This window comes from Aliivibrio logei (assembly GCF_001691055.1).
GTDB lineage: Bacteria > Pseudomonadota > Gammaproteobacteria > Enterobacterales > Vibrionaceae > Aliivibrio > Aliivibrio salmonicida.
The window spans coordinates 183,848-197,469 of record NZ_MAJU01000031.1 but is presented as its reverse complement, the minus strand read 5'-3'; the positions used below and the strand labels follow the sequence as shown (position 1 = coordinate 197,469).

Annotated in this window: 17 protein-coding genes; 11 read left to right on the top strand and 6 right to left on the bottom strand. The window is 37.2% G+C overall.

The window, feature by feature from the left end; all coding sequences use genetic code 11:
* Nucleotides 1-59: 59 nt before the first annotated feature.
* Nucleotides 60-473 carry a bactofilin family protein gene (locus A6E04_RS20085; RefSeq protein ID WP_012551926.1) on the bottom strand — a complete coding sequence of 138 codons (414 nt, stop codon included), beginning with the start codon at nt 471-473 and terminating at the stop codon, nt 60-62.
* 155 nt (nt 474-628) lie between these two features.
* Between A6E04_RS20085 and A6E04_RS20080 the strand changes: the two genes are divergently transcribed.
* Together A6E04_RS20080 and A6E04_RS20075 are read left to right on the top strand one after the other, a co-directional pair.
* The gene (locus A6E04_RS20080; protein ID WP_023603925.1) at nt 629-1,294 is read left to right on the top strand and encodes a YceH family protein; all 666 of its coding nucleotides are present in this window, start codon (nt 629-631) and stop codon (nt 1,292-1,294) included.
* Nucleotides 1,294-1,578, top strand: coding sequence for a GIY-YIG nuclease family protein (locus A6E04_RS20075; protein WP_017023249.1), 285 nt, complete (start codon nt 1,294-1,296; stop codon nt 1,576-1,578). The genes A6E04_RS20080 and A6E04_RS20075 overlap by 1 nt, the downstream gene beginning before the upstream one ends.
* Here the strand turns inward: A6E04_RS20075 and nadE are convergent.
* Nucleotides 1,575-2,405 carry an ammonia-dependent NAD(+) synthetase gene (nadE, locus tag A6E04_RS20070; RefSeq protein ID WP_017023248.1) on the bottom strand — a complete coding sequence of 277 codons (831 nt, stop codon included), beginning with the start codon at nt 2,403-2,405 and terminating at the stop codon, nt 1,575-1,577. The two genes, A6E04_RS20075 and nadE, sit on opposite strands and share 4 nt — an antisense overlap.
* A 163-nt stretch (nt 2,406-2,568) precedes the next feature.
* On the opposite strand from nadE, the gene A6E04_RS20065 reads away from it, so the two are divergent.
* Both A6E04_RS20065 and A6E04_RS20060 read left to right on the top strand, forming a co-directional pair.
* A complete protein-coding gene (locus tag A6E04_RS20065) occupies nt 2,569-3,078 on the top strand; it encodes a nicotinate-nicotinamide nucleotide adenylyltransferase (protein ID WP_017023247.1) in 510 nt (169 codons plus the stop codon).
* A 6-nt stretch (nt 3,079-3,084) separates the two neighbouring features.
* Entirely contained in the window at nt 3,085-3,597 is a 513-nt protein-coding gene (locus A6E04_RS20060; RefSeq protein WP_012551931.1) for a hypothetical protein, read from the top strand.
* A gap of 30 nt (nt 3,598-3,627) precedes the next feature.
* On the opposite strand, the gene A6E04_RS20055 is transcribed toward A6E04_RS20060, so the two are convergent.
* Nucleotides 3,628-4,248 carry an AraC family ligand binding domain-containing protein gene (locus A6E04_RS20055; protein WP_065612220.1) on the bottom strand — a complete coding sequence of 207 codons (621 nt, stop codon included), beginning with the start codon at nt 4,246-4,248 and terminating at the stop codon, nt 3,628-3,630.
* 183 nt (nt 4,249-4,431) lie between these two features.
* On the opposite strand from A6E04_RS20055, the gene A6E04_RS20050 reads away from it, so the two are divergent.
* Nucleotides 4,432-5,535 (top strand): 1-acyl-sn-glycerol-3-phosphate acyltransferase, encoded by a 1,104-nt coding sequence (locus A6E04_RS20050; protein WP_023603926.1) that lies wholly within the window; start codon nt 4,432-4,434, stop codon nt 5,533-5,535.
* A 4-nt stretch (nt 5,536-5,539) separates the two neighbouring features.
* Here A6E04_RS20050 and A6E04_RS20045 read toward each other — a convergent pair whose 3' ends face one another.
* A complete protein-coding gene (locus tag A6E04_RS20045; RefSeq protein ID WP_017023244.1) occupies nt 5,540-6,463 on the bottom strand; it encodes a LysR family transcriptional regulator in 924 nt (307 codons plus the stop codon).
* Between the two features lie 39 nt (nt 6,464-6,502).
* Nucleotides 6,503-7,117 (bottom strand): hypothetical protein, encoded by a 615-nt coding sequence (locus A6E04_RS20040; RefSeq protein ID WP_065612241.1) that lies wholly within the window; start codon nt 7,115-7,117, stop codon nt 6,503-6,505.
* Nucleotides 7,118-7,317: 200 nt separating this feature from the next.
* Here A6E04_RS20040 and cspE point away from each other — a divergent pair, with 200 nt between their 5' ends.
* On the top strand, nt 7,318-7,527 hold the full coding sequence (cspE, locus tag A6E04_RS20035; protein WP_012551935.1) for a transcription antiterminator/RNA stability regulator CspE: 210 nt from the start codon (nt 7,318-7,320) through the stop codon (nt 7,525-7,527).
* A gap of 69 nt (nt 7,528-7,596) precedes the next feature.
* Here the strand turns inward: cspE and A6E04_RS20030 are convergent, their stop codons facing one another.
* A complete protein-coding gene (locus A6E04_RS20030; RefSeq protein WP_012551936.1) occupies nt 7,597-7,893 on the bottom strand; it encodes a YfcZ/YiiS family protein in 297 nt (98 codons plus the stop codon).
* Nucleotides 7,894-8,372: 479 nt separating this feature from the next.
* On the opposite strand from A6E04_RS20030, the gene A6E04_RS20025 reads away from it, so the two are divergent.
* The 5 genes from A6E04_RS20025 (at nt 8,373) to A6E04_RS20005 (ending at nt 13,582) form a co-directional block, all read left to right on the top strand.
* Nucleotides 8,373-8,834: a TetR/AcrR family transcriptional regulator gene (locus A6E04_RS20025; RefSeq protein WP_012551937.1), complete on the top strand. Its 462-nt coding sequence runs from the start codon at nt 8,373-8,375 to the stop codon at nt 8,832-8,834.
* Between the two features lie 95 nt (nt 8,835-8,929).
* Complete coding sequence (locus A6E04_RS20020) at nt 8,930-10,318, top strand: TolC family protein (protein WP_065612219.1); 1,389 nt, start codon at nt 8,930-8,932, stop codon at nt 10,316-10,318.
* Nucleotides 10,319-10,323: 5 nt separating this feature from the next.
* The gene (locus A6E04_RS20015; protein ID WP_065612218.1) at nt 10,324-11,304 is read left to right on the top strand and encodes an HlyD family secretion protein; all 981 of its coding nucleotides are present in this window, start codon (nt 10,324-10,326) and stop codon (nt 11,302-11,304) included.
* Between the two features lie 24 nt (nt 11,305-11,328).
* A complete protein-coding gene (locus A6E04_RS20010) occupies nt 11,329-12,453 on the top strand; it encodes an ABC transporter permease (RefSeq protein ID WP_026025596.1) in 1,125 nt (374 codons plus the stop codon).
* Complete coding sequence (locus A6E04_RS20005; RefSeq protein ID WP_065612217.1) at nt 12,446-13,582, top strand: ABC transporter permease; 1,137 nt, start codon at nt 12,446-12,448, stop codon at nt 13,580-13,582. The genes A6E04_RS20010 and A6E04_RS20005 overlap by 8 nt, the downstream gene beginning before the upstream one ends.
* Nucleotides 13,583-13,622: the final 40 nt, after the last annotated feature.

Genomic DNA, 13,622 nt, shown 5'->3' with positions numbered 1-13,622 from the left:
AATCACAAATGTAATAGCGAAAACAATAACAAGATCAATACTGTGTTAAAAAAACAAAATTACGCTATAGATTCTACATTATCTTGCGTTTTTAGCTTTTCTTTTGAAATAACTTTAGATACTTGTTCTACGATTTCAATTTCACGATTTTCACCGATCAATAAACCGCCTTTCTCAATAGTAAGTTGTTGAGTTTGCATCGTTCCTTTAAACTTACCTTGAGTTTGAATGCTGACTTCATTTCCTTGGCACATTCCTTCAACTAATCCGTTGATAAGAACTAAGCCTCCTTTAATCTCCCCCTGAACGCGGCCAGTCGGCGTCACAATGACTTCAGCATCCGTTGTAATATTACCTTGAACAAACCCATCAATTTGAATGCTTTGATCAGATTCAATATTACCGATAACTCGGCAACCTTTTGCTATGATGGATAAAGAGGATGAGGAAGAGCGACTACTAAAAAGGCCCATGGTTATTTCTCCAATTGATATTAATCTAACGAAGGAATACTATCATGGATATTAAGAGGTTAGATTACTAATTCAATGCTAATACAGTGATTTGCTTGCAGGCTTCGCATTTTATGCCGTGTAATGGTTATATTTACGTCAGAAGGAATTAACAAATGAGAATATTCAATCAAACCGAGATCCGCATTATAGGTTGCCTTATCGAGAAAGAGGTTACCACCCCTGAGCAATATCCATTAACACTGAATGCACTAACAACAGCATGTAATCAAAAAAGTAACCGTGACCCTGTCACATCGATGTCTGATTCGGATGTTTTAGATAGTTTAAATACATTAGTGTCAGAACGTGTGGTTACGGATGAAACTCGTGGAAATTCAAGAGTGGCAAAATACCAACATCGTTTCTGTAATACGGAGTTTGGTAGTTTAAAATTGTCAAAACAAGAAATGGCTGTATTGTGCGTTCTTTTTTTACGCGGACCTCAAACACCAGGGGAACTGCGTACTCGAACCCAACGTTTATGTGAGTTTGATAATGTCGCAGAAGTCGAGTCCGTATTAACGACATTAGGCTTAAGTGAAGCATCTCCAATGGTGACTAAGTTAGAAAAAGAACCAGGTAAGAGAGAAGCACGCTATGCCCATTTATTTTGTGGTGAGGTTTTTAATGATGTCACTGTTGTTGATAAAACAAACGTGGCTAACCATTCAAACTCAACAGAGAATGATGAGCGCATCACTTTGTTAGAATCTGAAGTTGCGGAGCTAAAAGCCGAAATGGCTCAGCTGACTCAACTAGTTAATGATTTATTAGCATAATGAAAACAACTGATTCACCTTGGTTTATCTACTTAATTAGAACCAAATTAAATACACTATATTGTGGTATCACAAATAATATAGATCGTCGTTTTCTGGCTCACCAGCAAGGGAAAGGGGCTAAATATTTAAAAGGGAAGGGGCCATTACAATTGGTATGGTCTTATGAAGTAGAAAATAAATCCTTGGCGTTAAAGTATGAATATCGAATAAAAAAACTGACTAAAGCTTCAAAAGAAGCGTTAGTCAGTGATCAAAGAGCGTTACCTAGTATCAATGATTAATCATAAATAGTTGGGATAGGTTTGCGCTTATGCTGGGACGTTTGATAGATTTTAATTAATCTAGCCTCTGCCTCAGCATCAATTTTTTTGCCTTCTAAGAAATCATCAATTTCATCATAAGTGACAGATAATGCATCTTCATCGGCTTTCTGTGGTGCTAATTCTTCAAGATCAGCCGTTGGTACTTTCTTTACTAATTGTTCTGGTGCGCCAAGCTCTGCGGCAACGTCTCTTACTTGACGCTTATTTAATCCAAATAAAGGAGCTAAGTCACAAGCACCATCGCCAAATTTTGTATAGAATCCGGTAATGTTTTCTGCCGAATGATCCGTCCCTAATACCAAACCACCGACATAGCCAGCCACTTCATATTGAGCAATCATACGAGCTCGTGCTTTTACGTTACCTTTTACAAAATCGATTTTATCATTTGCGGTAGGCAGTAAACCAGTATGAGCTAAACCAAGATGGTTTGCTTTATGTAAACCGTCAACGCCATCTTTAATATTGATACTAATTGAATGTGTTGGTTTAATAAACTCAAGAGCTAATTGTGCTTCGTCTTCGTCTTTTTGAATACCATAAGGAAGGCGTACCGCAATAAATTGGTAATCAGCTGAATTCGATTCTTTATTTAATTCATTAACGGCTATTTGAGCTAAGCGTCCACATGTTGTTGAATCAACACCGCCACTGATCCCCAAAATCAGTGATTTGCATCCTGATTGTGTCAATGTGGATTTGATAAAATCAACACGGCGTTGAATCTCACTAAGGGGATCAATTGATACCTTAACTTTCATTTCTTCAACAATCTGTTTCTGCATTCTCATTCCTTTCAAATCATTCATTGGAGTTGTGATTACGAGTAATTAGTCCTAATATAATACTGAATTTAAAGAATTAATAACAGAGTAATGAGCTAATGCATAGTGATTGACAAATTTTTCACTTATGCTGATTAATAATAGTATCAACATCGAGTAATATATGAAAATAGCGGTATTTGGTAGCGCCTTTAATCCACCATCATTAGGGCATAAAAGTGTCATTGAACGCCTTAGTCATTTTGATAAGGTGCTATTAGTCCCAAGTATTTCTCATGCTTGGGGGAAAGAAATGCTTCCTTTTGACACTCGTATTGACATGGTGTTAACTTTTATTGATGAATTTAATAGTAATGTAGAGTTGTCTTGCATCGAAAGTGAGCTCTACGTTCCAAAACAAAGCGTAACCACATTTTCTTTACTGACTTATCTTCAAGAAAAAAATCCAGACGCCGATATAACCTTTATCATCGGACCAGATAATTTAATGAAGTTTAGCCAATTCTTTAAAGCGGATGAAATAGCAAAAAAGTGGAATGTAATGGCTTGCCCTGAAACCTTGCCAATACGAAGTACAGACATAAGACATGCCATAAAAAATGGTCATGACATAAGTCACCTAACAACCAAAGGTGTGAGTCAATATATTAAGGCTCACCAGTTATACGAGTAACGCGTGATGAAAAAACAAGTTGGTTTTTTTAGTTTAACCCTGCTTCTGCCTATTGAATTGAGTGCAGAAGAAAAAGCAACTTGTTTGCAAGACAGTTATGCCTCTTATTCACGCGAGGTTTACTCGTCATCGTCTACTTGTTTGATACCTCTTTTTGAAGTAAATCAATTTATTAGCCAGTTATACGATATTACTAATCAGTTAGAGTCTGAGCTTTTTGAAGAAAGTTATTGGGATAAATGGGAATACAGTAGTGGTGAAGAACCTTACCCATTACTTACCGGTTATCTTAGTGACAGTGCTGTCGGGTTTACGGTTTGGCAACCAGAAGAGTATTACGACAAAAAGATAGAAGAATTTGATTCTTATACCGATTGGATTGAAAGCCATGGATTACAGCTTAGTTTGGCTTTTGGTGGAGAAGAAAAGGGTAACGAACCTAGGTTTAGAATCGATTATAGATGGCATGAACAAGTGGATGACCAAGTGTTCATGCAATTTGAAATTCCTTTTCAATAATCATCGACTTTATTACGGACGTTACTTTTTTTATAGAAAGATACTGAATGAGCTGTTCATTGCTTGTATGTCATCTGAAAAGTAGCGCTTTGCTATCATCACATCTTTCACGCCTGATTTTCGCATTTTATCAGCCTCTCTTACTTTTAGCATTAATGCCATTTCAGCAGAGATAATATTACTTTCATTTGTCGTTTTTTGGTCGCTTAATACGCTAATGTAATTATTAACCTGCATTGATTCTTTAGACACATCAGTGTGAAACGTTGCCAGTAACAACTCATCTTGAATCACAGCCAGTAAGCGTTGTTCTTGTTGTTCATTTAATGAGGCTGTGAACAATTTCTCTATTAACGCGTTAAGCAAACTTGTTTGGCTAACAAAGCCACCTTGTGTCGGCAAATCTTCGCGAGTTCGAATAGAAAAAGCAATGTGAGCAATTTGAGAGTTTGGAACAATAGTGATTGAAGTTAAAGAATCAAACGGTAACCAAAAAAACTCTCCAGCTGATACTACGTATTCCCATTTCCCTAAACGGATGAGAGCGGTACCTGTATTGACATAAACCAGTTCATAATAGTTTTTCTTCTTACGAGCGGTATAAAAAAGCTGTTCGTATGTTTTTGAGTGGAATGTGATTGCGCTTTTCATAAAAACCTCTTACTTTGAAGTCCGTCACTTTACTGCTTTCCGCTAAAAAATCAAAGTATTCTAAGAATTTAACCTATATTATGGCCTGAATGGTACGACCTCTTAAATAGATCACGTACAACAGAGATAAAATCGAGTAGAATACGCGCTTATTAATTCTGTTCGGTAATCATAAGTACCCACATGACCACACAAGATATCTATCAAGAAATTCGCCCGTATAATGACAGTGAAGTCCCTGAGGCAATTGAACGTTTAATTTCTGATGATGAATTCATTAATGCTATTTTGCATTATAAGTTTCCTTCGGCATCCAAAATTTTGTTTTGGTTTCTCGCGCCTTTAATTCGTTGCAAACTTCGTCGTAGCCTTTCTAAGATCAAAACAGTTGAAGATGTACAGCTGCAAGTGGCGACTTATCTCAATAAAACAGTAAAAAATACCACGGATGGGATCACCTACAGCGGTATTGATAAGTTAGATTCAAATAAAGCCTATTTATTTATCTCTAACCACCGTGATATTGCAATGGACCCAGCCTTGATGAATTGGGTTCTATACAACAATAAGATGCAGACAGTACGTATTGCTATTGGCGATAACTTGCTTAAAAAAGCATGCAGTACTGAATTAATGAAATTGAATAAGAGTTTCATTGTTAAGCGTTCAGCAAAAGCCCCTCGCCAGATGTTAAAAGCGCTTAGCTTACTCTCTTCTTATATCAAGCATTCTCTTGAAACAAATAATTCAATTTGGATTGCACAAAAAGAAGGTCGAGCTAAAGATGGGAATGACTTTACTGATGCTGCAATTTTAAAAATGTTTCATGTTGAAGGTCGTAAACGTAAAGAAACTTTTTCTGAATATATGAATGGGTTGAATATCGTTCCTGTGTCTATTTCATACGAAAATGATCCTTTGGATATTCAAAAAGCAAAAGAACTAAATGCAGTTGCGACACTTGGATCATATGAGAAAGGGGAGTTTGAAGACATCGACAGTATCATTAAAGGTATTATCGGTAATAAAAAACGTATTCATATTCACTTTGGTGACGTAGTGAATACGGATTCTGACTCTGCTGACGAACTAGCCAAAAGTATTGATGTGCAAATCCATACTAACTATCATTTGTTCCCTATTAACTATGCCGCCGCTAATATTGATTCTGATGTTGTAACGGATAGTGTTAAGAATGAATTAAATGCAAAATTATCGGTATTAACTGAAGAAGAAAAACCATTTTTACGCGCTCTTTATGCTAACCCAGTAAAGAACGCGCTGTAGTGATTTAGTTAAACAGTTTCTTATCCCAATGAGGAGGATTACCAACTTGTTGGGATAAGAAGTCGATAAAAGTTCGTACTTTTGGAGGTAAATGCTGTCTTCTCGGATAAACCGCATAAATAGGCAATTTCATATCCGCTTCCCATTCACTTAATAATCGAACTAAACTTCCATTCGCAAACTCATTCTCAAGTAAGTAACTCGCTAAATAAGATATACCTGCACCGGCTTTGGTTGCGTCTAGTATCGCAGACGCATTATCAATCTTGAAGTTACTGTGCACGTTAACGACTTGATGAACGCCATCACGAGTAAACTCCCATTCGTTAAATTTTCTTTCATTACTTTGATAAGTAATGCATTTATGTTGGGAGAGCTCTGCGGGTCTACTTGGTTCACCGTGTTTTTCTAAATAACTTGGTGCTGCTGCAACAATGAATCGGCAATCGGCAATTTTTCTTGCAACCATACCTTCGGGTAAATCATCGTGAATGGCGATCCAGCAATCAAAGCCATCTTCAAGTAGTTTTGGTTTATGATCAAACAAGCTGACTTCAAGCTCTAATTCTGGATAGAGTTCTTGAAAAACAGCCAACGCATGTGTGATGTGACGATTCCCAAAAGACTGAGCAATACCGACCTTAAATACGCCTGAAATACGCCCGTGGTGAGCATCTAAAAGGGCATCGGCTTCATAGGCAATATCGAGTAGCTTCTGACTGTATTCGGCATACTGACTGCCAAGCGCAGTGATTGATACCGAACGGTTATTACGTTGAACCAGCTGACAATCTAATCGTAATTCTAATGCTTTGATTTGTTTTGATACGTGCGATTTTGAAATGCCGAGTTTTTCAGCCGCACGCGTAAAATTAAGTTCATTTGCTACCGTAGCAAAAATTACCATTTGATGTAAATTGTCTAGCATTACACAGCCCCAATATTAACGATTGTTGCTATTGTAATGTTACTTAAAAATATAGCCATTCACTTTTATTGATTTAGGGAAATCAGTTATTTGTTGGCCACCAAGGTAAATATTGCCATTAACCACGAGATCATCAGGCAGTGTCGTTATTTTTGAATAGCCAAGATAAAGGTTGCCTTTGATTGTTAGCTGCATTGGTAATGTTGCTAACGGTGTTCTAATGACACTCAAATCACCATTAACTGTCAGTCTTGCCGGCAGTTCGGTTAAGCCTGAACCTGCAAAGTTAATAAATCCAGCCACTTTGACACCACGGCGGTAACGTTTAAATTGAGTCGCTCCCGCTAAATTTAAATATCCTACAATTTTTGTGCCTCTTGGTATTCTAGTGATAGCGGTATTAGCGAGGTTTAGATTACCGTTAATAACGAGCCCTTGGGGTAACTTTGTTATTTTACTTTTTGCTAAATTAAGATCGCCATTAACCACCAAATCGTCAGGTAACTCGGTGTAGCCGGTATTCCTCAAACTAATGTTTCCGTAGCTATCGATATGATTAATCAAACGGTGTTTATTTAATTTTTCAGCTAAAACAGGGGCGCTGAGCAACACAGATAGTAAGATAAAGAAAATAGAGCGATTCAATATGAACATAGACACAACGTTGAATAAAAGACTTACTGTATTATCGACAACTGCGTAAATAAGTTTAATGTTAAATGAGTGATATCGGTCATGATTTAGCGTTTCATTTATCAAAATACATTTGATATAGTGAAATTCGGCATTGATTGTCGCAGTGATAAACATATTGAATCACTGGTAGTTAATTTTTTAAGTGTTAAGGAGACGTAATGTCTAAAGCAACTGGTACTGTTAAATGGTTTAATGAAGATAAAGGTTTCGGTTTTATTACTCAAGAGAATGGCGGTCCTGATGTGTTTGCTCATTTCAGCGCGATTCAAAGCGAAGGCTTTAAAACGTTAAAAGAAGGCCAAGCAGTAACTTTTGAAGTAGAGCAGGGACCAAAAGGCCCTCAAGCTGCAAAAATCGAAGCAGCTTAATCTCTCTAATTTAATAAAAAAGGCTCCAACACAATAATGTTGGAGCCTTTTTTTATACAAAAATAAAAACTAACGTCGAAGTGAACGTGTTTTTAATTCATAAATCAGTTTTTCTGCACTGCATGAAAATTGTAGGCGTGCATGTAATTCTTTTTCGTTTTCTGTTATTTCAATGTCCGTTTTTACTTCAGCACACACTTCTTTTGCAAGAGTCAGATAATTAGCAAACTCTGCATTAAGTTGTGATTTATTATCCGCAAAGATACTTACTTCAGCTACATCATCGCCTTCTTTAATGATAAAGCCCATTTCTGCACTGCAACCACAGGCATCGCAAGGTACATTTTGTTCAACATCAGAACTCATAGTTATATCCTCAATAGTAGTAATGTCTTTATATTATGACGCTTTATGTAAGAAAACTACCATTTTATTGGCTTCTTTAAAATGCATTCGTTTAGTAACAATCTTTCAATCTTTCAATCTTTCAAACTCAAGCTTGTAACCTGGGACTACTCTCCCAAAAAATGAACCTTTATGACAATTCTTTGTCATAATGCAGTGTAGTGTATTGTAATTCCATACTGTATAACGCAGACTGCCCATATAAAGTGTGCATTTATTTGCTGTAAGTCTTTGCTTATTTTACCTTAATAAATTTATTTCTCATATTTAAGAGGTATTTTATAAGCGAACCGTTTGCGCGACATCACTGATTGTGCAAAATATTATAAAAACAATTATACAAATGGAATTGAATCCTATAAATTTACTTACATAATTGTCATTAGTAAATTTTTATGATTAATTTCTTAATGGACTAACCACATTAGAAGAGCTTTATTATGCCAAAAAGAAGTAAAGAAGATACTGAAATCACCATCCAGAAGATCATGGATGCAGTTATTGATCAACTATTACGCCTAGGCTATGACAAAATGTCATATACCACACTAAGTCAACAGACTGGTGTATCAAGAACTGGTATTAGCCATCATTTTCCAAAGAAAACTGATTTTACAGCAGCATTAGATGGTCGTATCTTCCGTTTGTTTGCAGAACGTCTTGAAATGCAAGGTGATAAACAAGCATTCATTGATAGCTGGATTGCCTCTCTAGAAGATGAACAATTCCGCGCAATTTTACGTCTTTTATTCCACCACATCGTAACGTCAGCTAACGCTCACGAATTTGCGCACAATGGTATTGAGCGTTTATACGGTTTGGTTGAAGATTTATACGGCGAAGAAAGCCGTAAAGATTTAGAGTGGCTAATTGGTTTGTCTCTTGTCCGTATGACTAAATAATCGTTTCTTTTTCTAAAAAAGCTTACCTATTGTGGTAAGCTTTTTTTTTGCATATGGATCAATCTAGAGTATATACTCTACGCAACGGAGGGCTTATGCTAAAAATGACTCGCTTATCAATTATTTTAACCGCTGTATTATCTATTTCTGTTCAGGCTAAATCGGTCGACTTTGATAGTGCATGGAAAAACGTTCTTAATAATCATAATGGTATCGCGGCGGAACGAATGAATGTTCAGCGCCAAGAATCATTAGCTTCTGCTACGAGTGACTTAAATCTTCCCTCCATTTCACTGACAGCAAACTACACTTATTTAGATGATGATGTCACCGTAAGTAGCCAACAGCTACTCGATAGTACCGATATTAACCCTGCTTTTGCCGGTGCGGCATCTGGGTTGATCAATAAACTCGGTGGACCTATTACATCGACGCTAACTGAAAGAGACATTTTTACCAGCTCTATTCGTGCTATTTGGCCTATATTTACTGGCGGTAGGATTTCGGCAGCAGAGAGTGCCGCGGAAGGAAAGACAACAGAAGCTCGTAGTAAGCTATTAATGAAACAACAAGCCTCTTATGAAGATCTCGCTAAATATTATTTTAGTGTTGTTTTAGCCAATGAAGTTGTGAATACCTATACAGAAGTGGAACAAGGACTCGCTAAACACCGTAGCAATGCTGTGAAACTTCAACAACAAGGGCAAATAGCAAAAGTTGAACGACTTCAAGCGGATGCTTCTTATGACAAAGCAAAGGTTGATTTACGTAAAGCGGAACAAGATCGGGATATTGCCAATGCCGCATTATCTCAAATGCTTCAAACTCGTGACGCGGTAACGCCTGAGACTATGTTATTTATAAATGCAACACTCCCAGAATTAGGTTCTTTTGTTGATAGTACTTTAGATACATACCCTGGTTTAGCTTTATTAGACGCGAAAGAAGTTCAAGCTCAAAGTTTGGTAAAAGCAGAAAAGGGACGATACTACCCAGAAGTTTACCTCTATGGTAACTACAATTTATATGAAGGTGACAGCTTATCTGCTGAGATAGCTCCCGATTGGATGGTAGGTATTGGTATGAATGTCCCTTTATTAGATAACAAAGGTCGCTCAGAGAAAGTGGTGGCGGCACACAGTGCAATACAACAAGTTCAGTATTTAAAACAACAGGCGAAGCAAGATCTCTCTTTACTTGTTGAAAAAACATACCGCCAAGCACTGCAAGCCATCGATGAATATAATGGATTAGCGTCGAGTGTTACATTGGCAACTGAAAACGTGTTTCTTCGTGAAAAAGCGTTTAAGCAAGGATTATCTACATCACTTGATGTCGTCGATGCTGAGCTGTATTTAGCCAGTATTAAAACTCAACGTTCGCTTGCTTCGTTTAATTATGTGATTTCGCTAGTTAAGTTACTCGCATTAAGCAATCAAACCGATACATTTAATCAATATCAACTGCAAGCAAGACAAGGGTAATCATCATGAGTAAAGCAACTAACGTTATCGGTTCTCTTATTGCCGTCTCAGTGGTCTCTTGGGTTGGATACAGCTTTTGGGCAGCTTATCAGCCTCGTCCAGAGTTACTACAAGGTCAAATTGAAGCGGAGCAATACAATGTTTCTTCAAAAGTCCCTGGGCGTATTGAAAGTGTTTTTGTAAAAAAAGGCGATGAAATAGAAAAAGGCCAAGCAGTTTTCTCTCTTTACAGTCCTGAAATAGAGGCGAAATTGGCTCAAGCAAAAGCGGGGGAAGCCGCCGCAAGTGCATTAGCTCAAGAAGCGGAAAAAGGAGCAAGAAAACAACAAATATCGGCCGCTCGTGATCAGTGGAAAAAAGCGAAGGCTGCGAATCAACTATTAGAGAAAACATACGCTCGTGTAAATAACCTTTACAACGATGGTGTGGTTGCTGAACAAAAGAAAGATGAAACATACACTCAATGGCAAGCCGCTAAATACACTGAAAATGCAGCATACCAAATGTATCAAATGGCAAAAGAAGGGGCTCGAGTAGAAACAAAACGAGCCGCTAATGAAAAAGTAAAAATGGCCTCTGGTGCGGTTGCTGAAGTTGAAGCTTATGCCGCAGATACCAAAATAAACAGTTGGTATGAAGGAGAGGTGTCACAAGTCTTACTAAACGCCGGAGAGATTGCGCCTCAAGGGTTTCCTGTTGTGACGGTTATTGACATGAATAATGCGTGGGCTATTTTTCATGTAAGAGAAGATAACCTAAAGCACTATAACAAAGGTGATGAATTGTCGGTTTATCTACCAGCCCTTGATGCGACGGTTCCTTTTACCATTACTCATATTTCTGTATTAGGGGATTATGCGACTTGGCGTGCAACGGATAACAGTCAAGGATTTGATTTAAAAACATTTGAAGTTGAAGCGCATCCAACGAAAAAAATACCAAACCTAAGAGTTGGTATGAGTGCTATTGTTCGAATTGAAAAGTAATACAACGCTACTTTGGGTACTACTATGAAAACATTATGGCGTTCTTATCTTTCTAATTACTGGCTAGTAGCAGCTACGTTTGGGTTGCCAGTTATTTTATCTTTGATGATTTGGTGGGTATTCTCAGCCTCTGTCGTTCGTGAGTTGCCTATTGATGTTGTTGATCTTGACCAATCTAGCTTATCGCGCATGATTACTCGTAATTATGATGCGACACCCACATTGCAAGTTCGGTCGATTCAACAAAGCATTCCTTTTGCAAATACTGCGCTTAAAGATAGACATAACTATGGGTATGTCATTATTCCCGCTAATTTTGAAAAAGACGTATTACTCGGTAAAAGCCCAAAGATATCAGGTTTTTACAATGCACAGTATATTTTGATTGCGAAACAAATCAGTTCAGCGTTATTGCAGACTGACATGACGATACAAGCTCAATTAAGCACAATTAAAACCTTAAGTACCCATGAAACAACATGGACTCAAGCCATTAATACGGCCGTTCCTATTAATGTACAAATCACGCCTTTATTTAATTTAGGCAGTAATTATAATCAGTTTTTGTTGTCTGCAATTCTTCCTGCCATTTGGCAAATGGCGATGATTGTTGGCATGATATGGGCAATGAATAATGCCATGAAAATTGAGAATCAATCGTCGTTGAGATCTTGGTTTGACCATCAAACAAAAAATACGATGATGCAATTTGTCGGGTTTTATTTTTTCATCTTTATGTTTGTAGGTTCCATTTTATTTGTTTTCTTATATAAGATCTTAGGCTTTCCATTTTTGGCGAATATCCCTGAGTTCTTATTGATCATGAGTGCAATGACATTGGCCTGTATTAGCTTGGGTGTACTTATTGCCTACGTCACTAATGATATAGTAAAAGCAATGAGTATCTCTGGCGCATATACAGCACCAAGCTTTGCTTTTTTAGGGGTGACGTTCCCCGTGACAGACATGAATACCATCGCAACATTTTGGCATTCAATTTTACCGGCGAGTCATTTTGTTAGAGCTCAAATAGAGCAGACTAATTATGGGTATAACTTGATTCAATCAATTCCTAATGTAATGGCATTATCGTTATTTTTAGTGCCTTTATTAATACTGACTGCGCGATTAAGGAAATCAAATGCATAAATTATGGCGCGCAATTGGGACTGAAGCAAAAGCCATCTTTACTAACAGCACCATTTTAATGGCGATGGTTGGAGGTGTATTGTTTTATGCATTCCTTTATCCGTTACCTTATCAACACCAGAGTCCAGAAGAGCAAAAGATCACGGTGGTGGATTTAGATAAATCAGATCTCAGTAGAAAATTCATTCGAATGGTCAATAGCTCACAACAAGTAAATGTGGTTGATCAAGCCGAAAGCGTAACTGAGGCTAAACATCAATTCATGTCGCAGAAAGTCAGTGGTTTTCTTGTTATCCCTACCGAGTTTTCTAAAAATTTATTGTTAGGACAATCTCCAACTGTCGCTTATGCAGGGGATGCCTCTTACTTTTTAGTCTATGGCACCATTATCGAAGGATTAATGAAGACAGGAGGAACTATTTCTGCTGAAATAAGAGTCGCTAACATGACAATTGATGGGACACCAATAACTCAAGCGGTGAAGACCTTTCAGCCTTTTAATTCTAATTATATCCCTGTATTTAATCATAATATGGGGTATCAGCAATATGTTGTACCCGCAGTATTTGTTTTGATCTTGCAACAAACATTATTGATGGCCGTTGGTGTAAGGCAAAAAATCGTAAAACCTCATGAGAAATCACCAAAAATAATGCTGATTAGATTCAGTCTCTTTTTGTGTGTTGAGCTGGTTCTTGCCTGTTTCTATTTTGGTTCTGTATTTGATTTTTATGATATTAGTCGTTTTAGTCACCCATTAGAGCTATTGATTTTATTGGTTCCTTTTCTAACCTCCGTTATCTTACTTGGATTCATTCTCGGTGAATTATTTCCTAACTGTGAAAGTCTTCTTTTAGTCGTGTTGTTTAGCTCTATGCCTATTGTATTTAGTGCTGGTTTTATATGGCCTGTAGAAATGATCCCAAGCTTATTGGTCAGTGTTATGCACTTATTACCGAGTGATTTTGCTATCAATGGCTTCCTATTATTGAATCAACAAGGAAGTGGGTTACAAGGCGTGATGAAGAATCTTCTTGGATTATATGGATTAAGTGCTTTTTACTTATTAGTTTATTCTTTGATTTATCTAAAGAAAGTAAAGAATCGTATTAATATTGAAACTGAGTGACAACTCAATTTCACAGGTACGTGAAGTGTCTCTATTCTAT